The sequence below is a fragment of the Mesorhizobium sp. USDA 4413 genome (assembly GCF_056280365.1).
In genome coordinates this window covers 4831480-4854602 of sequence record NZ_JBVPRP010000001.1, presented here as the reverse complement: position 1 = coordinate 4854602, position 23123 = coordinate 4831480, and the positions used below count along the sequence as shown (strand labels likewise).

Annotated in this window: 20 protein-coding genes, 1 pseudogene and 1 riboswitch; of the genes and pseudogenes, 11 read left to right on the top strand and 10 right to left on the bottom strand. The window is 63.9% G+C overall.

All coding sequences use genetic code 11. The annotated features are described in order from the left end of the window. Nucleotides 1-4 precede the first annotated feature (4 nt). The 7 genes from ACVMIM_RS23900 to ACVMIM_RS23870 all read left to right on the top strand — a co-directional run bounded on the left by ACVMIM_RS23900 (nucleotide 5) and on the right by ACVMIM_RS23870 (nucleotide 6952). On the top strand, nucleotides 5-280 hold the full coding sequence (locus ACVMIM_RS23900; protein ID WP_041004276.1) for a hypothetical protein: 276 nt from the start codon (nucleotides 5-7) through the stop codon (nucleotides 278-280). A gap of 13 nt (nucleotides 281-293) precedes the next feature. Then, on the top strand, nucleotides 294-1508 hold the full coding sequence (locus ACVMIM_RS23895; RefSeq protein WP_476114927.1) for a CpaE/TadZ family protein: 1215 nt from the start codon (nucleotides 294-296) through the stop codon (nucleotides 1506-1508). Then, nucleotides 1505-2926 (top strand): TadA family conjugal transfer-associated ATPase, encoded by a 1422-nt coding sequence (locus tag ACVMIM_RS23890; RefSeq protein WP_278047817.1) that lies wholly within the window; start codon nucleotides 1505-1507, stop codon nucleotides 2924-2926. Before ACVMIM_RS23895 ends, ACVMIM_RS23890 begins: the two co-directional genes overlap by 4 nt. A 4-nt stretch (nucleotides 2927-2930) precedes the next feature. Continuing rightward, on the top strand, nucleotides 2931-3896 hold the full coding sequence (locus ACVMIM_RS23885; RefSeq protein WP_476114926.1) for a type II secretion system F family protein: 966 nt from the start codon (nucleotides 2931-2933) through the stop codon (nucleotides 3894-3896). 1 nt (nucleotide 3897) lies between these two features. Further along, the gene (locus ACVMIM_RS23880; RefSeq protein WP_476114925.1) at nucleotides 3898-4863 is read left to right on the top strand and encodes a type II secretion system F family protein; all 966 of its coding nucleotides are present in this window, start codon (nucleotides 3898-3900) and stop codon (nucleotides 4861-4863) included. Nucleotides 4864-5129: 266 nt separating this feature from the next. Next, nucleotides 5130-5603 carry a tetratricopeptide repeat protein gene (locus ACVMIM_RS23875; RefSeq protein ID WP_476114924.1) on the top strand — a complete coding sequence of 158 codons (474 nt, stop codon included), beginning with the start codon at nucleotides 5130-5132 and terminating at the stop codon, nucleotides 5601-5603. A gap of 176 nt (nucleotides 5604-5779) precedes the next feature. Next, nucleotides 5780-6952, top strand: coding sequence for a GGDEF domain-containing protein (locus ACVMIM_RS23870; RefSeq protein ID WP_476114922.1), 1173 nt, complete (start codon nucleotides 5780-5782; stop codon nucleotides 6950-6952). Between the two features lie 7 nt (nucleotides 6953-6959). Here ACVMIM_RS23870 and gcvP read toward each other — a convergent pair whose 3' ends face one another. From gcvP to gcvT, 3 genes are read right to left on the bottom strand one after another with little or no spacing between them, the layout of a single operon-like run. Further along, nucleotides 6960-9767, bottom strand: a complete 2808-nt coding sequence (gene gcvP, locus ACVMIM_RS23865; protein WP_476114921.1) for an aminomethyl-transferring glycine dehydrogenase — start codon at nucleotides 9765-9767, stop codon at nucleotides 6960-6962. Between the two features lie 17 nt (nucleotides 9768-9784). Then, on the bottom strand, nucleotides 9785-10153 hold the full coding sequence (gene gcvH / locus ACVMIM_RS23860) for a glycine cleavage system protein GcvH (RefSeq protein WP_041004292.1): 369 nt from the start codon (nucleotides 10151-10153) through the stop codon (nucleotides 9785-9787). A gap of 7 nt (nucleotides 10154-10160) precedes the next feature. Then, nucleotides 10161-11261: a glycine cleavage system aminomethyltransferase GcvT gene (gene gcvT / locus ACVMIM_RS23855; protein WP_476114919.1), complete on the bottom strand. Its 1101-nt coding sequence runs from the start codon at nucleotides 11259-11261 to the stop codon at nucleotides 10161-10163. Between the two features lie 149 nt (nucleotides 11262-11410). Further along, a riboswitch (glycine riboswitch) is annotated at nucleotides 11411-11497 on the bottom strand. 88 nt (nucleotides 11498-11585) lie between these two features. On the opposite strand from gcvT, the gene ACVMIM_RS23850 reads away from it, so the two are divergent. After that, on the top strand, nucleotides 11586-11741 hold the full coding sequence (locus ACVMIM_RS23850) for a hypothetical protein (protein ID WP_476114918.1): 156 nt from the start codon (nucleotides 11586-11588) through the stop codon (nucleotides 11739-11741). Here the strand turns inward: ACVMIM_RS23850 and ACVMIM_RS23845 are convergent. From ACVMIM_RS23845 to gfa, 6 genes are all read right to left on the bottom strand, one after another. Further along, nucleotides 11738-12163 carry a GNAT family N-acetyltransferase gene (locus ACVMIM_RS23845; RefSeq protein WP_476114917.1) on the bottom strand — a complete coding sequence of 142 codons (426 nt, stop codon included), beginning with the start codon at nucleotides 12161-12163 and terminating at the stop codon, nucleotides 11738-11740. The two genes, ACVMIM_RS23850 and ACVMIM_RS23845, sit on opposite strands and share 4 nt — an antisense overlap. Continuing rightward, nucleotides 12163-12954: a molybdopterin-binding protein gene (locus ACVMIM_RS23840; protein ID WP_476114915.1), complete on the bottom strand. Its 792-nt coding sequence runs from the start codon at nucleotides 12952-12954 to the stop codon at nucleotides 12163-12165. Before ACVMIM_RS23840 ends, ACVMIM_RS23845 begins: the two co-directional genes overlap by 1 nt. A 1-nt stretch (nucleotide 12955) precedes the next feature. Then, nucleotides 12956-13828, bottom strand: coding sequence for a cytochrome b/b6 domain-containing protein (locus ACVMIM_RS23835; RefSeq protein WP_476114914.1), 873 nt, complete (start codon nucleotides 13826-13828; stop codon nucleotides 12956-12958). A 96-nt stretch (nucleotides 13829-13924) separates the two neighbouring features. Further along, entirely contained in the window at nucleotides 13925-14596 is a 672-nt protein-coding gene (locus ACVMIM_RS23830; RefSeq protein ID WP_476114913.1) for a DUF1345 domain-containing protein, read from the bottom strand. A gap of 26 nt (nucleotides 14597-14622) precedes the next feature. After that, nucleotides 14623-15090 carry a YaiI/YqxD family protein gene (locus tag ACVMIM_RS23825; RefSeq protein WP_476114912.1) on the bottom strand — a complete coding sequence of 156 codons (468 nt, stop codon included), beginning with the start codon at nucleotides 15088-15090 and terminating at the stop codon, nucleotides 14623-14625. A gap of 66 nt (nucleotides 15091-15156) precedes the next feature. Further along, complete coding sequence (gfa, locus tag ACVMIM_RS23820; RefSeq protein WP_278047804.1) at nucleotides 15157-15726, bottom strand: S-(hydroxymethyl)glutathione synthase; 570 nt, start codon at nucleotides 15724-15726, stop codon at nucleotides 15157-15159. A 119-nt stretch (nucleotides 15727-15845) separates the two neighbouring features. On the opposite strand from gfa, the gene ACVMIM_RS23815 reads away from it, so the two are divergent. Continuing rightward, nucleotides 15846-16013 carry a hypothetical protein gene (locus tag ACVMIM_RS23815; protein ID WP_476114910.1) on the top strand — a complete coding sequence of 56 codons (168 nt, stop codon included), beginning with the start codon at nucleotides 15846-15848 and terminating at the stop codon, nucleotides 16011-16013. Here ACVMIM_RS23815 and ACVMIM_RS23810 read toward each other — a convergent pair. Then, on the bottom strand, nucleotides 16010-17137 hold the full coding sequence (locus ACVMIM_RS23810; protein WP_476114908.1) for an S-(hydroxymethyl)glutathione dehydrogenase/class III alcohol dehydrogenase: 1128 nt from the start codon (nucleotides 17135-17137) through the stop codon (nucleotides 16010-16012). The two genes, ACVMIM_RS23815 and ACVMIM_RS23810, sit on opposite strands and share 4 nt — an antisense overlap. A gap of 249 nt (nucleotides 17138-17386) precedes the next feature. Between ACVMIM_RS23810 and ACVMIM_RS23805 the strand changes: the two genes are divergently transcribed. Both ACVMIM_RS23805 and dnaE read left to right on the top strand, forming a co-directional pair. Continuing rightward, entirely contained in the window at nucleotides 17387-19399 is a 2013-nt protein-coding gene (locus ACVMIM_RS23805; protein WP_476114907.1) for an acetyl-CoA carboxylase biotin carboxylase subunit, read from the top strand. 120 nt (nucleotides 19400-19519) lie between these two features. Beyond that, nucleotides 19520-23048 (top strand): annotated as a pseudogene (gene dnaE / locus ACVMIM_RS23800) (DNA polymerase III subunit alpha). Nucleotides 23049-23123: the final 75 nt, after the last annotated feature.

Sequence of the window (23123 nt, the reverse complement as noted above, 5' to 3'; positions counted from 1 at the left end):
GGCCATGCGCAGCGCCCTTTGGATTGCTCTGTTTCTGGCCGGGTTCGTGAGCGGCTGCACCAGCGACGACTATGTGCGCACCGAAGGCGTAACGCCGGGAGTCGGCAACGCGCAGGCGTCCAACACCGCCATGCAGATGGTCGACCCATGGAAATACGGCGTTCAGAACACCAGGCTTCTGGTGCCGGCCCAGCGTCCGGGTTCGGAGAGCGCCGCCGTCGGCGCGAAAGCCGGCTCCGGGTCGTCATCGACCACATCATCATCGACCACATCGAATTGATGGGCTGACGCCGATGGCATCTGGCACCAAGACAAAGAAGATCCTGCTCGTCTCGACGGACAGGACGTTTTTGCAGGACACGCGGACCGCTTTCGCGGCCTCCGAGATCATCGAGCTTCTGACGCTGGAAAAGAGCGTCAACGAGCTGCGCGGCGAGATCCTCGAAGCGGACTACGGCACGGTCATCGTCGATATGGACGCGGCCAAGCTCGAGGAGATCGAGTCGCTGCAGCGGGTCATGCGGCGGCTGGAAGGCAGGGTTCCGGTGGTCGTCGTCACCCAGGAATTCAACGCGGCAGCGGTGCGCATCCTGGTGCAGCTCAAGGTCGCCGATTTCCTGGTCAAGCCGATCACCACGGCGGACCTCGTGCGTTCCGTCATCCGCGCGCTGCAAGGGCCGGGGCGGGAAGAGAACACCGAATCGCACGTCTATACTTTCATGCCTGCCGCCGGCGGCGTCGGCACCACCACGCTCGCCCTGCAGACGGCCTTTCAGCTGCATCATTCGGTGACGCGCGGCGCCTCGACATGCGTCGTCGACCTCAATTTCCAGCAAGGCGCCTGCGCCGAATATCTCGACCTCGAACCGCGCTTCGACATCACGGAAATCGAGAACCAGCCGGAGCGCCTCGACCGGCAGCTGCTTGACGTGATGCTGTCCAAACATGCGAGCGGGCTATGCGTGCTTGCCGCTCCCACGCGCCCGTCGGACATGCGCTCGTTCAAGACCGATGTCGTGGTGCGCATGCTCGACCTCGTGGCGGCTTATTTCGACAATGTTGTCATCGACATGCCGCGCACCTGGTTCCCCTGGACCGAGACGGTGCTGCTCGGGTCGAACAAGCTTTATATCGTCGCCGAGATGACGGTGCCGTGCCTGCGCCATACGCAGCGTCTCATCCAGGCCGTCTATGAGACGGCCGGCAAGGAAGTGAAACCCAATGTCATCGTCAACCGCTTCGAGCAGAAGATGTTCGACAGCGGCATCAAGCAGGCCGACGTTCAGGAGATACTGGGCGAGCATTTCGTCGGCGGCATCTCCAACAATTACCGGCTGGTGCGCGAGGCGGTCGACCGCGGCGTGCCGCTGCACGCCATCGACCCCAACGCCAATGTCGTCAACGACCTGAAGAAGATCATCCTGCCGGAGGAGGCCATCCAGACCTCGGTCAAGTCGAAGTCTCTGTTCGGCCTGGGCAAGGGTTTGCTGAAGAGGAAGGCAGGATGACCAGCCGCTTTTCCAACCTGCAGAGCCGCGACGTCCGTCCGCAGCGGGCGCCGGAACCCGCGCCCGTCACGCACAATGCGGTCGTCATCCCGACGACCCGCAAGCCGGCGCCGCCGAGGCCTGAAGCCGCACCCGCAAAGAGCGCCAACAAGGTGCTGGACGCACGCGTGCGCATCCATCGCATGCTGCTCGAAGAGATCAACCTCGTGGCGCTGGAGCGGCTGCCCCGGGATGAAATGCGTCGGCAGGTGCATGAATTCGTCTCGGAAAAGACGCGCGAGGAGCGGATGGCGATCAACATCGCCGAGCTCGACTCGCTTGTCGACGACATCGTCGACGAAATGGTCGGCCTCGGCCCGCTGGAGCCGCTGCTCAAGGATCCCGAGATCAACGATATCCTGATCAACGGCCACCAGAACTGCTTCGTCGAAAGGCGCGGCAAGCTGCAGCAGGTCCATATCCCGTTCAAGGATGAGGCGCATCTGCTTCGAATCATTAACAAAATCGTCGCGGCGGTTGGCCGTCGCGTCGATGAATCACAGCCGATGGTCGACGCCCGCATGCTGGACGGTTCGCGCTTCAATGCGGCGATCCGCCCGGTCGGCGTCGACGGACCGCTGGTGTCGATCCGCAAGTTTTCCAAGAACAAGCTCGGCCTGCACAAGCTGGTCGAATTCGGCGCCATCACCCAGAACATGGCCGAGGTGCTGGCGGCGGCGGTGCATGCCCGCAAGACCACGATCATCTCCGGCGGCACCGGCACCGGCAAGACGACGATGCTCAACGCCTTGTCGGCCTTCATTCCGGAAGACGAGCGCCTGATCACCATCGAAGACGCGGCCGAGCTGCAATTGCAGCAGCCGCATGTCGCGCGCATGGAAACGCGCCCCGCCAATATCGAGGGCCACGGCGAATTGAAGCAGCGCGACCTGGTCAAGAACGCGCTGCGCATGCGCCCCGACCGCGTCATCCTCGGCGAATGCCGCGGCGAGGAAGCCTTCGACATGCTGCAGGCGATGAACACCGGCCATGAAGGCTCGATGGCCACCATCCATGCCAACACACCGCGCGACGCCATCTCGCGCCTGGAACAGATGCTCGGCATGACCGGCATGCCGATGACGGTGCAGTCGATCCGCAGCCAGATCGCCAGCGCCATCGACATCATCGTCCAGCTGACGCGCCTTTCCGACGGCAAGCGCAAGGTGACCAGCGTCGCCGAAGTGACCGGCATGGAAGGCGACGTCATCCAGATGCAGGAGATTTTCCGCTTCGTGCGCACCGGCATGGAAGCGGACGGAAAGATCCTCGGCCACTTCGAAGCCACCGGCATCCGCCCACGCTTCCTCGAGGACCTGCGCAACATGGGCATCGAATTCCCGGGCAAGTATTTCGAACCCGGCCGGCCGCAGGACTAGGCCGGTGTTCGAGGGATTCAGTCCGGTCTACGTCGTTTACGCCGCGGCGGCGCTCACCGGCATCATGATCGCCGAGGGCCTTTATCTGCTTTATGCCGGGCGCAGCGACAAACGCACGGCCATCAACCGCCGCATGAAGCTCGCGGAGAACAAGATCAGCCAGGAGCAGGTGCTGATCCAACTGCGCAAGGAGCGCGGGATCGATGGCGGCAGCTCCATCTTTTCCCTCGACCGCTTCCATGCCCTGCGCACGCAGTCCGGCATGACCACGCCGCTGCCGAAGTTCCTGATGATCACATCGGGGATCGCCTTGGCGCTGGCACTTTTAGGCATCTGGAAGGGCCTGCCGCCCTTGTTCGGCCTCATCCTGTTTGTCGTGCTGACGCCGGTGCTCCCGGTGATGGCCATGCGCTTCATGCGCAAGCGACGGCACAAGCGGTTCGGCATGCAATTGCCCGAGGCGCTGGAGCTCATCACGCGCGGCCTGAAAGCCGGCCATCCGGTGCCGGTGGCGATTGCCATGGTGGCACGCGAAATGGCCGATCCGATCGGCACCGAGTTCGGCGTCGTCGCCGACGAGGTGACCTACGGATCCGACCTGGTCTCGGCGCTGAACAATCTTTTCGACCGGGTGGGCCATGAGGATCTGCCGCTGTTCGTCACGGCGGTGTCGATCCAGAGCAGTTCGGGCGGCAATCTGCGCGAGATCCTCGACGGCCTTTCATTGACGATCCGCGACCGCGGCAAGCTGCGCCGCAAGGTGCGCGCCATTTCGACGGAAGGGCGCATGTCGGCTTACATCCTGACCGCGATTCCGGCGCTTCTGTTCGCTGCCATCATGGCGCTGATGCCGCAGTTCTACCGGGACGTCTGGGGCGAGTCGAAGACCTGGTACATGCTGGGCGGCTCCATCATCTGGCTGCTGCTCGGCAACGCCATCATGTTCAAGATGTCGAATTTCAGGTTCTGAGATGGAAGACGTCATCCGCTTCCTCGCCTCGCTCGCGCCGACCTCGTTGGTGCCGGTCGCCGTGCTTCTGCTTGTGCTGGGCGGCGGCGCCGTCGCCTGGCCGCTGGTGCTTGCCAAGAGCGACCGCGGCGAGGTCAAGCGTCGGCTGAAGGTAGAGGTAACGCAGCCGGCCGAGCAGGCCGAGCCCGCGCCAAAGAAGAACGCCAGTGCCGTACGCGAGAAGGCGGTGAAACGGGCGCAGGAGTTCTATGCCAAGAGCGATCCGGAAAATGTCGCCCGGCTGCGCATGAAGCTGATCCAGGCCGGCTATATGGAGCCGCGCGCAGTCGGCACGTTCTTCCTCGTCCGGTTCGCCACCCTGGTTGGGGCGGCGCTCGGCGCGTTCCTGATCCATCACTGGGCCGCGAGCGCCGAGTCGACCATGACTAGCCGCTGGACCTTCATCATCCTGTCGGGAGCGGGCGGCTATTTCCTGCCGGGCCTGGTGCTGACGCAGAAGGTTCGGGAGAAGATGCGCGAATACCGCAACGGCTTTCCCGATTTCATGGACCTGATGATCGTCTGCTCCGATGCCGGCATGAGCATGGAGGCCGGCATCGAGCGCGTCTCCAAGGAGCTTGCCAGGACCTATCCATCGCTCAGCCAGAACCTGATTCTGGTGTCGCTGGAATTGCGGGCCGGGCGCAGCCTCGACGACGCGCTTAAGGCGCTTGCGGACCGCCTCAGCCTCGACGAGGTGCGCTCCTTCGCCACGCTCTTGCAGCAGTCCAAGGAACTCGGCACCAGTCTTTCGGGTTCGCTGCGCGTCTTTTCCGACGAAATGCGGCACAAGCGCATGTCCATGGCCGAGGAGAAGGCGCACGCCTTGCCGGCCAAGATGTCGGTTCCGGTGACGGTCTGCATCCTGCCGGTGGTGCTGATGGTCGCCATCATACCGATTATCGTAAAGCTGACCGCCCACCACTGAGGTGCGTTGAGATCAGGTGAGGCCGGCCTGCGAATGGCACGTACTTCAAGTGCGCTCCGCTCTGGTTCTCGGAACCCACCATTCTCGGCTCGGCCTGACCTGAATCTCAACGCACCTCAGCCACCTCAATGGTCGCTGGGCGCTGGTTAACGCATCCTTTGCGAGCAACCGAAATTTAGCTGCATTTCGGCACCGAAGCTTAATCGCTGTCCTTTATGGTTTTTTCCTGAAGAACGACCCGGCAAATCGGGCGATGGGGCAGGGGCATGCGTCAGAGACTTCCCAGGGCAGCGGCGGCGTTGGCAGCCGTCTTGATGATCACCGGCTGCACGACGAACAACAATGTCGACGCGACCAAGACCACGGCGATCCAGCCGGTGGCCAAGGATGTCAGCGCCAACGACCTTGTCGAGGGCAAGGCGCAATTCCGTGAGGCGAATTTCGGCCTTGCCGAACAGCATTTCCGCAAGGCGGTCGAACTCAAATCCGACAATGCCGAGGCATGGATGGGGCTCGCCGCATCCTATGACGAGCTCGGCCGCTTCGACTTCGCCGATCGCGCTTACGCGCAGCTCTTGAAGGTCGCCGGGCGCAAGCCGCAGATCGTCAACAATATGGGCTATTCGCAGCTTCTGCGCGGCAACAAGAAAAAGGCGCGCGCGCTGCTGCTCGAAGCCAAGGCCGGCATGGCCGACCAGACCGTGGTCGATGCCAATCTTGCGCTGCTCGACAGGAGCTGATCCGTCTTCACTCCTGCCGCCTCCAAGGGCCGGCGCCGCCATTTTGCCCGGCATGTCGACGCTTTGTAAACCCTGTGCCGAGGTAGCGGCGGGCGCCGGCCGAAAACGGTTTGCGCAGGCCGCCGGCAATCTACATTGAGAAGCGACGAGACTCCTCGAGAGGCAGTTCTTCATCGATGTTGGATTTCAGCTCGCTCCTGCTCGCGGCGGCGCTGTCGGGCGCATGCCTCAGCATCACCCTGTTTGCGATCTGGTTCACCGCGCCCAAGGCCCGTTTCATGCCCACGGTCGCTTGCGGCATACTCGTGCTGGTTGCGCATGTCGTCCTCTTCTGGCGCTACACCAAGGACGCCAGCCCCTGGCTTTGCCAGATCGTGCTTGCGCTGCTCAGCTTCGGCTTCCTCCTCATCTGCCTGTCGGCCATGCAGTATCTCGGCTTTCGCGCCTACCGCCGCGCCGTCCTGCCGACACTTGCGGCCATGGCCGTCTGCGCCGCTTTCACATATTTCGGTTTCGACGGTGTAGGCTTCCAGATCACCTACGCGGTGGTGACGGCGCTGCTCGCCGCGATCGGTGCGATGTTCTGGGTGAAGGGCGATCACGACCGGCGGATCCTGCTTGTCGTCTCGTTCCTGAGCGGCGCCTGCGGCCTGTCCTTCGCGCTGTGCGGCCTGATACTGCTCGCCCATGGGCAATGGGCCCTTGGCGCCGCGCCCGACAACTGGGCCGAGCGGCTGAACTCCGTCGTCGCGGTCGCCTGCATGACCGGCCTCGGCGCCCTCACGCTTTCGCTGCACCATCTGCAGGCGCAGATCGAGCTCAAGGCCGAGACGATGACCGATCCCTTGACCGGCCTGATGAACCGCAGGGCGCTGGGCGCGCTTTACGGCGACCGCAGCTTCGGTCCGTTCATGGCGATCGCGATGTTCGATCTCGACCATTTCAAGACGACCAACGACGTCTTCGGCCATCCCGTGGGCGACCAGGTGCTGTGCCGTTTCGCGGCGGTGATCAGGAAATACGGCAGGACCGGCGTCGACGCCTTCCGGCTGGGCGGCGAGGAATTCGCGCTCGTCATGTCGCGCGTAACACCGGAAAAGGCGCATGACATGGCAAGCCGGATCGGCGTCGCTTTCGGCACCGAAATCGTTGCGACCCATCGCGGCCCGCTGCGCAGCAGTGTCAGCGGAGGCATGGGTTTCGGCGCCGCCGAGGGTCTCCCCCTGGGCGAGGTCCTGGCGCAAGCGGACGCTGCGCTTTACGCGGCCAAGCGTGCCGGGCGCAACCGCGTCATTGCCCAGGTCGCAGCTGACCAGCCAGATGCAGGGCCGGCCCTGAAGACTGCGTGAGCAAACGCTACTCCGCGGCGCCGAGATATTCCGACAGCGGTGGGCAGGAGCAGACCAGGTTGCGGTCGCCGGCGACATTGTCGATGCGCGACACCGGCGGCCAGTATTTCGCGGCCAGATCGGCGTCGCCCGCCGGATAGGCCGCCTCCAACCGCGAATAGGGATGCTTCCACTCTCCGGCAAGCGCTTCCGCCGCGGTGTGGGGGGCGTTGACCAACGGGTTGTCGTTGGACGGCCACTCGCCCTTCGCCACTTTCGCCGCCTCGCCGGCGATAGCGATCATCGCCTCGCAAAAACGGTCGAGCTCACGCTTGGGCTCGGACTCGGTCGGCTCGACCATCAGCGTGCCGGCGACCGGGAACGACATGGTCGGCGCATGGAAGCCGTAGTCGATCAGGCGCTTGGCGATATCGTCGACGCTGATGCCGGCGCTCTCCTTGAGCACACGGGTGTCGAGGATGCACTCATGCGCGATGCGGTCGCTCCGGCCCTTGTAAAGCAGCGGGTAATACGGTGCGAGCCGCGTCGCCACATAGTTGGCCGAAACGATCGCCGTCTCGGTCGCCTGCTTCAGGCCTGAGCCGCCCATCATGCGGATATACATCCAGGTGATCGGCAGTATGGAAGCGCTGCCGAAAGGCGCGGCGGCCACGGCATGCGCCGAACCCTCGGTGACGTGGCCCGGCAGATAGGGTTTCAGATGCGCCCTGACGCCGATCGGGCCGACGCCCGGGCCGCCGCCGCCATGCGGAATGCAGAAGGTCTTATGCAGGTTCATATGGCAGACGTCGGCGCCGATGTCGCCGGGGCGGGCGAGGCCGACCAGGGCGTTCAGGTTGGCGCCGTCGAAATAGACCTGACCGCCATGCTCGTGGATCAGGGCGCAGAGATGCCTGGCGCCTTCCTCGTAGACGCCGTGCGTCGAAGGATAGGTGAACATCAGCGCCGCAAGGTTCTTGGAATGCTCGTTGGCCTTGGCGCGCAGGTCGTCCATGTCGATGCTGCCGTCCTCGGTGCAGCGCACGACGACGGCGCTCATTCCCGCCATCGCCGCGCTTGCCGGATTGGTGCCGTGCGCGGAAGACGGGATCAGGCAGACCGTGCGGTGACCTTCGCCGCGCGCGCGGTGATAGGCGCGGATGGCGAGCAGGCCGGCATATTCGCCCTGGCTGCCGGCGTTGGGCTGCAGGCTGACGGCGTCGAACCCTGTGATCTCCGACAGCCAGGCCTCCAGATCGGCGGCCATCTTGCGATAGCCCGCCGAATGGCCGGCCGGCGCGAAGGGATGCAGGTTCGCGACGCTCGGCCAGCTCACCGGCATCATCTCGGCGGCGGCATTGAGCTTCATGGTGCAGGAGCCGAGCGGGATCATGGCGCGGTCGAGCGCCAGATCCTTGTCGGCCAGCCGGCGCAGGAAGCGCATCATCTCGGTTTCGGAATGGTTGTCGTGGAAGACCGGCTGAGTGAGGAATTCCTTGCCGCGCGGCTTGCCGGGCATCGAGCCGCGTTCCGCGCCGGGCTTGGCGCCGAAGAGGCCGGCGATCGCCGCGAGATCGGCTTCCGTCGAGGTCTCGTCGAAGGCGATGCTGACGCGGTCGGCATCTATGACGCGCAAGAGCCTGCCGGTCTTCTCGGCGGCGGCGGCTATTGCCGCGGCCTTGCCCTTCACTTCGGCCGTCACAGTGTCGAAGCGGCTCGTGCCGAGCACCGATACGTCGACGGCCTTCAAACCCGAGGCGAGGCGGTCGGCCAACCCATGGATCTGCCGGGCAATCGCCTGCAGGCCGGTCGGACCGTGCCAGATCGCGTAAGCCGTCGCCATGTTGGCGAGCAGCGCCTGCGCCGTGCAGATGTTGGAGGTGGCCTTGTCGCGGCGGATGTGCTGCTCGCGCGTCTGCAGCGCCAGCCGGTAGCCGGGGCGGCCCTTGGTGTCGGTCGACTGGCCGACGAGACGGCCGGGCATGAGACGGGTCAGCCTGTCGGACACGGCGCAATAGGCGGCATGCGGGCCGCCAAAGCCCATCGGCACGCCGAAGCGCTGCATCGAACCGACGGCGATGTCAGCGCCGAGCTTCGCCGGGGCGTCCGTCAGCGTGAGCGCCAGCGGATCGGCGATGAAAACGACCAGCGCGCCGGCGGCGCGGGCCTTCTCGATCGCCGCCTTGTGATCGCCATAGACACCGAAGGTGTCCGGCCAGGAGACGAGCAGGGCGGCGGTGTTGTCGTCGATGGTCTCGCCGTCGACCTCGGTGCCAAGAGGCTCGGCGCGGGTGCGTACGACATCCAGTGTCTGCCGATGCGGCACACCCGCAAGCGCCACCTTGGTGCGCTTGTCGCGATGGTGGCGCAGCGCAATGCCGACGGCTTCGGCGACGGCTGTGGCTTCATCGAGGAGCGAGGCGGACGCCACCGGCAGGCCGGTGAGCTCGGTGACCAGGGTCTGGAAGTTGAACAGCATTTCCAGCCGGCCCTGGCTGATCTCGGCCTGGTAGGGCGTGTAGGCCGTGTACCAGGCCGGGTTCTCGAACATGTTGCGTTGGATGACCGGGGGCACGAAGACGCCGTGATAGCCGGCGCCGATGAAGCTCTTCAGCACCGTATTGTTCGCCATGATCGCAGACAGTTCGGCCAGCGCCTCCGCTTCGCTCGCCGGAGCGGGCAGGTTGAGCGGTTGGTCGAGGCGGATCGATCTCGGCACGGCCTGGCTGATCAGCGTTTCGACGGACGGAACGCCGAGCACGGCGAGCATGGCTCTGACATCGTTGACGTCTGGGCCGATATGGCGGGCCGAGAAGGGAGTAAGCGCTGCGGTCATGTCTTTATGTCCTGATATCAGCCGATATGGGCTTTGTAGGCGGCCTCATCCATGAGGCTGTCGAGCTGGCTTTCGTCGGAAAGCTTCATCTTCCAGAGCCAACCGTCACCGGTCGCGGCCGAATTGACCAGCGAGGGGTCTGCCGACAGCGAAGCGTTGGCCTCGGTGATCTCGCCGTCGACCGGCGCGTAGACGTCCGACGCCGCCTTGACGGATTCGACGACCACAGCCGTATCGCCCTTGGCGAGCTTGCGGCCGATCTCCGGCAGCTCGACGAAAACGAGGTCGCCGAGCTGTTCCTGCGCGTAGTCGGTGATACCGACTGTGGCGACGCCGCCGTCGACGCGGAGCCATTCATGGTCTTCAGTGAAATAGGTCTTTGCCATCTGAAAATCATCCTTTGCGGTAGCGGTGTGGAGTGAAGGGCAGGGGCGTGATGTCGATCGGGATTTTTGTCCCGCGGACATCGGCGAAGAGTTTCGTGCCGGCCTTGGCCAGCATGGCGTTGACGTAACCCATGGCGACCGGGTGTCCCGTCGAAGGGCCGAAGCCGCCGGAGGTGACATGGCCGGCCGGATTGCCGTCGGCGTCGACCAGCGCCGCACCGGCGCGAACCGGCTGGCGGCCGTCGGGCTTCAGGCCGACGCGTTTCTGCGACGGGCCGCGCTCCAGGATCGAACGCAGGGCATCGGCGCCGATGAAACCGCCCGCGGCACGAACCTCCTTGGGAATCGCCCACATCAATCCGGCGCTTGCCGGGTCGATTTCCGGCGTCAGGTCCTGGCCGTGCAGGCAAAGACCGGCCTCAAGCCGCAGGCTGTCGCGGGCGGCAAGGCCGATCCACTGCACGCGCTCGTCTTCCAGGAGTTTGGCAACAAGATCACGCGCGTCCTTCTCCGGCAGGCCGATCTCGAAACCGTCCTCGCCGGTGTAGCCGGAGCGGCTCATGAACCAATTTTGCCGCGGCTCGATGCCGTGCATGAAGAGCAGCGAACCGGTCTCGATGCCGGCCCGCGCCAGAGCTGCCCAGGCGTCCGGTCCCTGGATCGCGAAGAAGACGCGGTCGAGCGGCTCGACCTTGGCATCGAAATCGGCGGAGAGCGCGCGCAGATGCTTCTCGTCCTCCACCGCATTGCCGGCATTGGCCACCACCATGAACCGCTCATCGCCGAGGCGCGTCACGATCAGGTCGTCGATGATGCCTGCCGCCTCGTTCAGGAAGAAGGTGTATTTGGACTGCGAGATGTCCAGCGCGCCGGCATCCAGCGGGCAGGCGCGGTTCAACAATGTGGTGGTTCCCGGACCGGCGACCTCGAACAGCTTCATATGCGAGATGTCGAACAGGCCGGCGTGCTCGCGCGTGTGAAGATGCTCCTTCATCACGCCGGGCGGGTAGGTCAGCGGCATCGACCACCCGGCGAAGGCGCCGAAACGCGCGCCGGCGGCCTGGTGCAAATCCTCAAGGGGTAGATGCTTGGTGTCTTCGCCTGTCATGTCTTCTCCAGAGACGCACGGCAATCGACCGCCACGGGCGGCCTAGTCGTGCCCCTCTGTCTGAAGCCTGAGAGACTCGCGCCCCGTAGCTCTGTCGGCAGCGCTTACACCTTCGGCGCGGGAAGATTCCCGACTTTCCAGAGTTGTCTTTCCCGTCCACGGTTCTTTTGCCTGAGAGATTTCGGGCGATTTCCCCTTCGGCGACAGCGTGCGCTGCTCTCTCCCGCAAACAGGTGGGACTCAGTCGCCTGAGCCCCCGACGCGCCATCCATAGCCCGTCGGCGACACCTTGTCACCTCCCAGCGACATCTAAAGCGCGCGGAGTTGATCGACGACAACGAGACCGAATGGCTGGCCGAGCGCGTGGGCGGCGGGCTGCGGTCGTTGCGCGATAACGAGCGCGCGCTGCTGACGCTGATCAGGCAGGCTTCGCCGGAAATCCATCCGGCGCTGAAACCTCTGCTGGAGAAGGTTGCTTAGGCAGCGACAGTCCTGCAGAGAATGATGTTGGAATGGCCTTCGGGCCATCCGGTCAACTCGGCCATACGCTCGAAGCCGGCCTTTTCGTACAAGCCCGGCGCCTGGAAGTCGTGGGTCGAAACCCATATCCGCAGCGAGCCGCGCGCGGTGGCCTCCGCGACGAAGGCGTCGAGCAGCTTTCTGCCGTGGCCAAAGCCGCGATAGGCCTCGTGGACCCACATCAGCGTGAGCTCGGCAATGCCTGCCCAGGAATAACCGGAGGCAATCCCGACGGCGTGCCCTTGCTCATCCCGCAGGGAAACGACGAGGGCACGGTCGTCGTCGCGGCCGGTCAGACGCCGGTTGTCGTTGTCGAGGCACTCCTCGATGGCATCAAGCTCGGCTGACGACAAATCGTGCTCTGCCTGCAGGCGAGGGGCCATCAAATCCCGCCATACCAGTCGTAGCCATTGTCTTCCCAATAGCCGCCGCGGCCGCCGCCGACATTGGCGAAACTGTCGACCAGCTCGATCTTGTAGAGGTATTTCGGCATCTTGTAGCCAAGCTGGCGCTCGACCCTGACGCGCAGCGGCGCGCCGTTCTCCACTGGCAGCGGCTTGCCGTTGAGGCCATAGGCCAGGATCGTCTGGGGATGGCGTGCATCGATCAGGTCGATGGAGCCATAATATTTGATGTCGCCCGACAGGCTTTGCTCGATCGTGTCGAGGCAATGGAACATGACGTAGCGGGCCTCAGGCTTCACCACCGCCTGGTCGAGCACCAGCGACAGCGGCGTGCCGGTCCATTTCGCAATGCAGCTCCAACCTTCGACGCAGTCGTGGCGGGTGATCTGCGTGCGGCTCGGCATGTTCTGGAGCTGCTCGCGGGTCAGCGACAGCGGCTTCTCAACAAGGCCGGTGACCTCCAGGCGCCAGTCGGCGAAATTGTTCGCCAGAAGACCCTTGTAGGTGTCGTCGTCAGGCGCGGTCACACCGTTTGGCCGCTGCGGCTGGCGGATGTCCACCTCGGTGAACTCCGGCGCCAGCGCGTCCCGGCCGGCGAGCAGGCGCTGCGCGCGCCAGGTCAGGCCGTTGGCATTTTCGAGAAAGCTGCGCAGCCCATCGCCGACGCCCAGACCGCTGTCGAAGGCGTCGCAGCCCGACAACATGATGCCTGACAGGCCAAGGCTGGCGGAGGTGAGGAATTTTCGCCGACTGATCTGGAATTTTGCCATGTCAGACGCTCCTCTCGGTCGGCTGGTTGTGTCTTGCGGGCGGGTCGGTGCGGTACCAGCCGGTGATGATCGAGCGCAGCTCGTTGATCGGGCCGGCGGCAAGGATCATCAGGATGTGGACGATGAAGAAAAGAACGAGCAGCACCATGACGCTGAAGTGAATTGTACGCGCCGTCTGCCTGCCGCCGAGGATTTCGTTCAGCCAGGGCAGCACCGAATTCATGCTCGGCGACATTGCGAGGCCGGTGATGATCATTAGCGGCAGCAGCACGAAGAGCACGCCGCCATAAGCCATTTTCTGCAGCGTGTTGTATTCCCTCGTGTGATGGAATTTCAGCTTCGCGTGGTCGACGATGTCACGCGGCAGCTTGCGCAAGTCCGACACGCGAGGGGCGAGATCGCGGCGGATATGGCCGTTGACCAGGCCGGCGATCAGCCAGACGAGCAGCGTCGTGGTCAGGATCCAGGCGAAGAAGAAGTGCACGACGCGGGCCGTGCCGAGATCGTAATAGGACGGGATCGTCGCCCAGGATGGAAAGGCGCGGGCCGTTTCTCGTCCCGGCGGACCCGACCAGCCGAGCACGCCGGTGGTGTCGAAGCGATGACCGAAGATTTCAGTGAAGCCGCGCCGACCGTTGGCGGTGTTTTCGGCGCCGATCTGGAGGATCGTGTTGTTGAATTCGAAGCCGGATTGCTTGCCGATATAGAGCTGCGGCCGTGCGTTGAAGATCTGCAGGCCGGAAAGCAGCATGAAGAACAGCGAGAAAGCCCAGATCCAGTGCGTCAACCGCGTCCAGCGCGATTGCCGATAGATGAGGGTCGTGTCCTTGCCGTCCGCCTCGGCGGCGGATTCCTGGTTGGCAACAGTGTCCATCTTGCCTCCGGCCGCATCGGGAGCGGCTCCTCAGGTCATTGTCTCCCCCTCAATACGTCGCCGCACAAGCCAATGTTTCACGCGATCACGGATTTATTACGGAGAGCCCAGGCTGACCGCGAGATTGACCGCCGCCGCGACGATCACCGCGTTGAAGAAAAAGGTCAGGATCGAATGAACGAGCACGACCATGCGCATGTGGGAGGTCGTGATCGCGGTGTCGGCGGTCTGGGCCGTCATGCCAACCACCGTCGCGAAATAGAGGAAGTCCCAGCCTTCCGGCCTTTTGCCTCCGGGAAAATCGAGCCCGCCGATCGGCATCTTCTTCTGGGTTTTCGTGTCGATCTCGTCGCCATCTTGCCAATAGACGTGCGCATAGTGAAGCGACGCCATGGCGTGGATGGTGAACCAGCCGAGTGGGATCGACAGCATCGCGAAGACAAGCTGCATCGGATGCGCGGCATCCTTCCGGTTGATGAGCAGAAACAGCGAGACGATGGCCGCACCGACGACAAAGAGCGTGACGGCAAAGATCGCCAGGACAGGCAGGTCGGTCGCGCGCGCATTCTTGCTGAGATAGCGGCCGGTAAGGCTCGGCATCCGGGCCAGCACCAGGGCGATGTAGCTGGCGAAGAACACGTTGGCGCCGATAGAATAGGGCAGAGGCCAGCGCAGCAGCAAGGCAGCGAGCAGCGCGACGATGCCGATGGCCGCGGCGAGGGCGAACTGCATGTGCCGACGCATCGGCGTCTTGAGATCGTCACCCATGGCCCGAGGCCCCTGAAGACTTTGGATCAGTCCGGTGTGACGGATTTGAGCGCACGCCGCAAGATGCGGTCGAGCTCGCCGAGAAACTGCGACCTGTCCTTCTGCGTGAAGGAGGCGTTGAAGCCCCGGCTTTCGCCGGTCTCGCGCAGATGCTGCTTCAAATCGCGCATCGCCACCGCCATGCCGATGGTCTCCGGCGTGAAGGGACGGCCTGTGGGTCCCAGCACATGCGCGCCAAGCGCCACCGTGCGCGCCGCCAGCGGGATGTCGGCCGTCACCACGATGTCGTTGCATCTTGCGTTCTCGACGATCCAGTCGTCCGCTGCATCCGCGCCCTTGGAGACGACGACGTTGCGGATCATCGGATCGCGCGACGGACGCAGTCCGCCATTGGAGACAAACGTGACCATGACGCCGTGGCGTTCCGCGACCTTCTCTACCTCGGCCTTGACCGGACAGGCATCGGCGTCGACGTAGATAACGGGTGCGGGCATCGTTGCTTCCAAATGAATATGGGGCCGGCGTGTCAGCCAGCCCCATGGCAGAAATCGCGGGATTTGTCAGGCCGGAAGCGCTCCCGACTTCTTGGCGGTCCAGGTGGCGATATAGTCCATCAGGCCGGGGCTGAGGCAGTCATAGGGCTCAAGCCCGATCGACTTCAGCTGGCCGCGTATGCCGTCCATGCGGCTCGGGTCGACGCCGGATTCGATGATCGAGGAGACGAAGGCGGCAAAGCCCGGCGGCGACCAGCCATCCTCCTCGAAACGCTCGGGATGGATGAAGGACAGGCCTTTGAAGGGATGGTCGCGCTCGACCGGGCCGTACATGTGGACGCCGCAGCTCGTGCAGGCATGGCGCTGGATCAGCGCCGAGGGATCGACCACCTTGAGCTTGTCGCCATTCTCGGTGACGGTGACGTCGCCGGTGCCGGCGACGGCCACGACCGAGAAGATGGCGCCTTCCGGTTTCCAGCACTTGGTGCAGCCGCAGGCATGGTTGTGGGCGATCTGGCCCTTGACCTTCACCTTCACCGGATTGCTGGTGCACAGGCAAACCAGCGTGCCGCCGGAGAAGCTCGCGCTCTCCTTCGGCAAGCCGTTGTCGATCGAGTGATGCAGTTTTTCTGCCATTCCATTCCTCCCATGTTTTTCGGTCAGGTCGACCCAGTGTCGATGACCTCCTCACTTTCCATGAAGTGCACGTTCAGCAATTGGTGCACTTCGCTCAAGCTCCTCCTCAAGAACCTGCCATGCACGAGATAGGTGATTTCGTCCTTCGCGCGGTCGATCTCCTCCAGGTCGATTTCGACGCGCGTGTTGTACCGAAAACGCCGCCACAGATCCTCGCCGAAGTTGCGTATCCGATGGATCGCCGACTTCTCGGGGTCGATGAGGCGAATTGGGACCTCCTCATCTAGTAAACCACGACACTCCTGATCGATTTGCCCTCATGCATGAGGTCGAAACCCTTGTTGATGTCCTCCAGCTTCAGCGTGTGGGTGATCATCGGGTCGATCTCGATCTTTTTGTCCATGTACCAGTCGACGATCCGCGGCACATCGGTGCGGCCGCGCGCGCCGCCGAAGGCGGTGCCCATCCAGGTGCGGCCGGTGACCAGCTGGAAGGGCCGCGTCGCAATCTCCTGGCCGGCGCCGGCCACGCCGATGATGACCGACTTGCCCCAGCCGCGATGCGAGGCTTCGAGCGCCTGGCGCATCACCTTGGTGTTGCCGGTGCAGTCGAAGGTGTAGTCGGCGCCACCGATCTGGTCGGCGCCGCGCTTGGTCATGTTGACCAGGTAAGGCACGATGTCGCCGTCGATCTCCTTCGGATTGACGAAATGCGTCATGCCGAAATTCTCGCCCCAGGCCTTCTTGTCGTTGTTGATATCGACGCCGATGATCATGTCGGCGCCGGCCAGGCGAAGACCCTGGATGACGTTGAGGCCAATGCCGCCGAGGCCGAAGACGACAGCGGTCGCTCCTTGCTCGACCTTGGCGGTGTTGATGACGGCACCGATGCCGGTGGTCACCCCGCAGCCGATGTAGCAGATCTTGTCGAAGGGGGCGTCCGGATTGACCTTGGCCACCGCGATCTCGGGCAGCACGGTGAAGTTGGAGAAGGTCGAGCAGCCCATGTAATGAAAGAGCTTCTCGCCATTGATCGAGAAGCGCGAGGTGCCGTCAGGCATCAGGCCTTGCCCCTGCGTGGCGCGGATGGCGGTGCACAGATTGGTCTTCCTCGACAGGCATGACGGGCACTGCCGGCATTCGGGCGTGTAGAGCGGGATGACATGGTCGCCCTTCTTGACCGAGGTCACGCCCTTGCCGATATCGACGACGATGCCGGCGCCCTCATGGCCGAGGATTGCCGGAAAGATGCCTTCCGGATCGGCGCCCGAGAGCGTGAACTCGTCGGTGTGGCAGATGCCGGTCGCCTTGACCTCGACCAGCACCTCGCCCTCGCGGGGACCTTCGAGGTCGACCTCCATGATCTCCAGCGGCTTTCCGGCGGCAACGGCTACGGCGGCACGCGTTTTCATGAGGCACTCCTCCCAACGATCTGTAGTTTTAGCTAACGGCAAGCTACCCCTGGTGAATGCCAGCCTGCCATCCCTGCGGTGTTGCGCATAACTTTAGCGGGTTCCGCGCCGGCGGCCAACGTCTCTTGCGACGTTTTTCGGCGCTGTTTCTGTAATTGGCACTGGCCGTGGGAGCCAGCTCGCGAGCACTTGAGGCGCGCTGGAATTGTCCATAGAACTGGACCGCTTCGCCGGAGGAACGACATCCGAATGTTCAAGAAGATCCTGATCGCCAATCGCGGCGAGATCGCCTGCCGCGTGATCAAGACGGCGCGCAAGATGGGAATTGCCACCGTCGCCGTCTATTCGGATGCCGACCGCGATGCCGTGCATGTCGAAATGGCCGACGAAGCGGTGCATATCGGGCCTTCGCCGGCGGCGCAGAGCTATCTGCTGCCGGAGAAGATCATCGCCACCTGCAAGGAAACCGGCGCGGAAGCCGTGCATCCGGGCTACGGCTTCCTGTCTGAGCGTGCCTCCTTCTGCGAGGCGCTGGAGAAGGAAGGTATCGTCTTCATCGGGCCGAAGCCCAAAGCCATCAAGGCGATGGGCGACAAGATCGAATCGAAGAAATTCGCCAGCCAAGCCAAGGTCTCGACCGTGCCCGGATGGCTAGGCGTCATCGAAGATGCCGACCATGCCGAACGGATCGCCGGCGAGGTCGGCTATCCGGTCATGATCAAGGCCTCGGCTGGCGGCGGCGGCAAGGGCATGCGCATCGCCTGGAATAAGGCGGAGGTGCGCGATGGTTTCGAGCGGGCGCGTTCGGAAGCGAAAAGCTCCTTCGGCGACGACCGCGTCTTCATCGAGAAGTTCGTCGTCGATCCCCGCCACATCGAAATCCAGGTACTGGCCGACGCACATGGCACCGCCCTTTATCTTGGCGAGCGGGAATGCTCGATCCAGCGCCGCAACCAGAAGGTGGTCGAGGAGGCGCCGTCGCCATTCCTCGATGCCAAGACCAGAAAGGCGATGGGCGAGCAGGCGGTGGCCTTGGCCAAGGCCGTCGACTACCAGAGCGCCGGCACTGTCGAGTTCATCGTCGACAAGGACAAGAACTTCTATTTCCTTGAAATGAATACGCGATTGCAGGTCGAGCATCCGGTGACCGAGCTGGTGACCGGCATCGACCTGGTCGAGCAGATGATCCGCGTCGCAGCCGGCGAGAAGCTCGCCATCAAGCAGAGCGACGTGAAGCTCAACGGCTGGGCGGTGGAGAGCCGCCTCTATGCCGAGGACCCTTTCCGCAATTTCCTGCCGTCGATCGGCCGGCTGACCCGTTACAGACCGCCGGAAGAGGGCAGGTTCGGCGACATTGTGGTCCGCAACGACACCGGCGTCACTGAGGGCTCGGAAATCTCGATGTTCTATGACCCGATGGTGGCGAAGCTGTGCACCTGGGCGCCGACGCGGCTGGCGGCGATCGACGCCATGTCTGAGGCCCTGGATATGTTCGTCGTCGACGGCATCGAGCACAACATCCCGTTTCTTTCGGCGCTGATGCAGCATCCACGCTGGCGCGAGGGGCGGCTGTCGACGGGCTTCATCGCCGAGGAATATCCGGACGGTTTTTCGCCGGTCGCGCCGGATGGCGAGGAGAGGGCGGTGTTCGCCGCCGTCGCAACGGCGATCGAACTTTTGCGCCGCGACCGGCTCGACCGTCTGAGCGGCAGGCTGGCGCCGCATTCCGGCCATCTCAAGCGCGACTGGGTGGTGAAGATCGGCGCCGACTATCTTCCGGTCGAGATCGTTGACGGCATGGTCTCCATCCCGATGGAGGTCGATCTGTCGATCGACGGCGGCAAGCCGCTGACGGTGGCCTCCGACTGGCGGCCGGGCGACGCGATCTGGCAAGGCACGGTCGGCGGCAACAGCATCGCAGCCCAGATCCGCCCCGCGCTGAACGGGCTGCGGATTGCCTGGAAAGGCATGTCTGTGACCGCGCGCGCCATGCTGCCGCGGACGGCCGAGCTTGAAAGGCTGATGCCGGAGAAGCTGCCGCCGGACACCTCGAAGATGCTGCTCTGCCCGATGCCAGGTCTCGTCGTCTCGATCGCGGTCGCCGAGGGCCAAGAAGTCAAGGCCGGCGAGACGCTGGCCGTGGTCGAGGCGATGAAGATGGAGAACGTGCTGCGCGCCGAACGCGACCTCACCGTGGCAAAACTCAATGCCAAACCGGGGGACAGCCTCGCGGTCGACGCGGTGATCATGGAGTTCGCCTGAGAAGAGGCGCTACCGGGTCGCAAGCCTGTGCCCTGGGGTCATTTGTGCTGGACTGGCATGGCCCCGTCCGGGACAATATATCTGCATGGATTTTGAGTCTTTGGGATAGCGCGAAAAAACATGGCGGATGAACGACTTTCACGCGACCCGTTGCAGCGCGAAGCAGCCGTGAGGGCCGCGCGGCCGGATGCGCCGGCGCGGACATTCATCCATCTGCGCGTGCATTCGGCCTATTCGCTGCTCGAAGGCGCGCTTCAGCTCGGCGCGATCGTCGGCCATGCGGTCAAGGACGAGGCGCCGGCGATAGCCGTCACCGACACCAACAATCTGTTCGGCGCGCTCGAATTCGCCCAAAAGGCAGTCAAGGACGGCATTCAGCCGATCATCGGCTGCCAGATCGATCTCGTCGTTTCCGGCGAGGCGAGCGACGGCCAGCGCGATCGCCGCCGGCACGGGCCGGAAATGTCGCCGGTCCTGCTGATCGCCGCCAGCGAGGCGGGTTATGCCAATCTCGTGCGGCTGATCAGCAAGGTCTATCTGGAAACGCCGCCTGGCGAGCCGGTGCACCTGACCAGCGCTACGCTGGAAGGCCGGTGCGACGGGCTGATCTGCCTGACCGGAGGCCCGCGCGGTCCGATCGGCAGCGCGCTCAAAGCGGACCGGCGCGACCTCGCCGAACAGCGGCTGCTGCTCCTCAAGGGCCTGTTCGGCGACAGGCTTTATGTCGAATTGGAGCGCGTCCAGGGCTATGACCGTATGGTCGAAAAATCGACGGTCGACCTGGCCTACACGCACGACCTGCCGCTGGTCGCCACCAACGAGGCGTTCTTCTCCAAGCGCGAGGATTATGAGGCGCATGACGCGCTGATTGCGATTGCCGAAGGCTCGGTGGTCGCTGCGGACAATCGCCGGCGGCTTTCACCGGATAATTTTCTGCGCAGCCAGGCCGAGATGGCGCGGCTCTTCTCCGACCTGCCCGAAGCGATCGACAACACGGTCGAGATCGCCATGCGCTGTTCCTATTACCCGAAGAACCGCAGCCCGATCCTGCCGCGTTTCACCGGCGCCGACGCCGCCGACAAGGACGCGGCCGAGAAGGCGGAAGCCGCGGAGCTTGCCCGCCAGGCGCGGGAGGGTCTGGAGAAGCGCCTTGCAGCGCACGGGCCGACGCCAGGCTACACGGTCGAGCAATATCGCGAACGGCTCGAATTCGAGCTCGGCATCATCGAGCGAATGAAGTTCCCCGGCTACTTCCTGATCGTTGCCGACTTCATCAAATGGGCCAAGTCGCAAGGCATTCCCGTCGGGCCCGGGCGCGGTTCGGGCGCCGGCTCGCTGGTCGCCTATTCGACCACCATCACCGATATCGACCCATTGCGTTTCTCGCTGCTGTTCGAGCGCTTCCTCAACCCGGATCGCGTTTCGATGCCCGACTTCGACATCGACTTTTGCCAGGACCGGCGCGAGGAGGTCATCCGCTACGTCCAGCAGAAATACGGGCGCGACCAGGTCGGCCAGATCATCACCTTCGGAACGCTGCAGGCCCGCGCCGTGCTGCGCGACGTCGGCCGCGTGCTGCAGATGCCCTACGGCCAGGTCGACAAGCTTTCCAAGATGGTGCCGCAGAACCCTGCCAATCCGGTCAAGCTGGCCGACGCCATTGCCAACGAGCCTCGCTTCGCCGAGGAGGCGGAGAAGGAGCCGATCGTCCAGACGCTGCTTGACACGGCGCAGAAGCTCGAAGGCCTCTATCGCCATGCCTCGACGCACGCCGCCGGTATCGTCATCGGCGACCGGCCGCTGTCGGAACTGGTGCCGATGTACCGCGATCCGCGCTCCGACATGCCGGTCACACAGTTCAACATGAAATATGTCGAGCAGGCTGGACTGGTGAAGTTCGACTTCCTCGGCCTGAAGACGCTGACCGTGCTGGAGACGGCGGTGAAGCTCATCCGCCGGCGCGGCGTCGACATCGATCTCGCGAGGATACCGCTCGATGACAAGGACACCTACGCCATGCTGTCGCGCGGCGAGGTGGTCGGCGTGTTCCAGGTTGAAAGTGCCGGCATGCGCAAGGCGCTGATTGGCATGCGGCCGGACTGCATCGAGGACATCATCGCGCTGGTGGCGCTCTACCGGCCCGGACCGATGGAGAACATCCCGACCTACAACGCCAGAAAGCATGGCGAGGAGGAGTTGGCTTCGATCCATCCCAAGATCGACCATCTGGTGAAGGAGACGCAAGGCGTCATCGTCTACCAGGAACAGGTGATGCAGATCGCGCAGGAGCTTGCCGGCTATTCGCTCGGCGAAGCCGATCTCCTGCGCCGCGCCATGGGCAAGAAGATCCGCGCCGAGATGGACAAGCAGCGCGAGCGCTTCGTCTCCGGCGCGGTCGAGCGCGGCGTCTCCAAGCCGCAGGCCGACTTCATCTTCGATCTGTTGGCCAAGTTCGCCGACTACGGCTTCAACAAGTCGCACGCCGCCGCTTATGCGGTCGTTTCCTATCAGACCGCCTATCTCAAGGCGCATTACCCGGTCGAGTTCCTGGCGGCGTCTATGACGCTCGACATGAGCAACACCGACAAACTGGCCGATTTCCGGCAGGACGCCATGCGTCTCGGCATCGAGGTGGTGGCGCCGTCGGTGATGACCAGTTTCCGGCCGTTCGAAGTGGGCGAGAACAAGATCTTCTATTCGCTGGCGGCGCTGAAGGGCGTGGGCGACGCGGCGGTCGAGCATATCGTCGAGAAGCGAGCCGAAGGGCCGTTCAAGAGCCTCGCCGATTTCTGCGAGCGGGTCGATCCGAAGATCGTCGGAAAGCGGGTCTTCGAAAGCCTGATCATGGCCGGCGCGCTGGATTGCTTCGGTCACGACCGCGCCCAGATGATGGCCGGCGTCGAGCGCATGATGGGCCTGGCCTCGCTGGCGCAGCAAAACGCCATTTCCGGCCAGGCCGACATTTTCGGCGCCTCGCTTGGCAGCCAATCGCAGGCACTCAACCTGCCGGCGACCGATCCGTGGCTTGCCGCGGACCGGCTGCACCGCGAGTTCCAGGTGGTGGGCTTCTATCTCTCGGCACATCCGCTGGATGAGTACAAGGCCGCCCTTCAGAAGATGCGGGTGCAGAACTGGGCGGAGTTTTCGGCGGCGGTGAAACGCGGCGCCGCCGCCGGGCGGCTCGCCGGCACCGTCACCACCAAGCAGGAGCGCAAGACCCGCACCGGCAACAAGATGGGCGTGGTGCAGTTTTCCGACACGACCGGCCAGTATGAGGCGGTGCTGTTCTCCGAAGTGGCTGGCGCAGTATCGCGACATGCTGGAACCCGGCCGCTCGGTGGTGATCACTGTTTCGGCCGAAGACCGGCCGGAGGGCGTCAATCTGCGCATCCAGACCGTGCAGTCGCTGGAGGATGAGGCGAGCCGCATCCAGAAGGCGCTGCGCATCTTCGTTCGCGATGCCGCACCGCTCGGCACGCTGGCTAATCAGCTTTCGGTCAAGGGCGAAGGGCAAGTGAGCTTCGTGCTGATCAAGGACGCAGGACAGGGCGAGGTCGAGATCGAATTGCCCAACCGCTACCGTATCTCCCCGCAAGTCGCCTCGGCCATGCGCGCGGTGCCTGGCGTGGTCGAGGTCGAGCTGGTTTAGCCCAGAGCAATTCCAGGAAAAGTGTGAGCGGTTTTCCGTCCGGAATTGCGTTAAAACAAAGAGATAGAGCGGTTC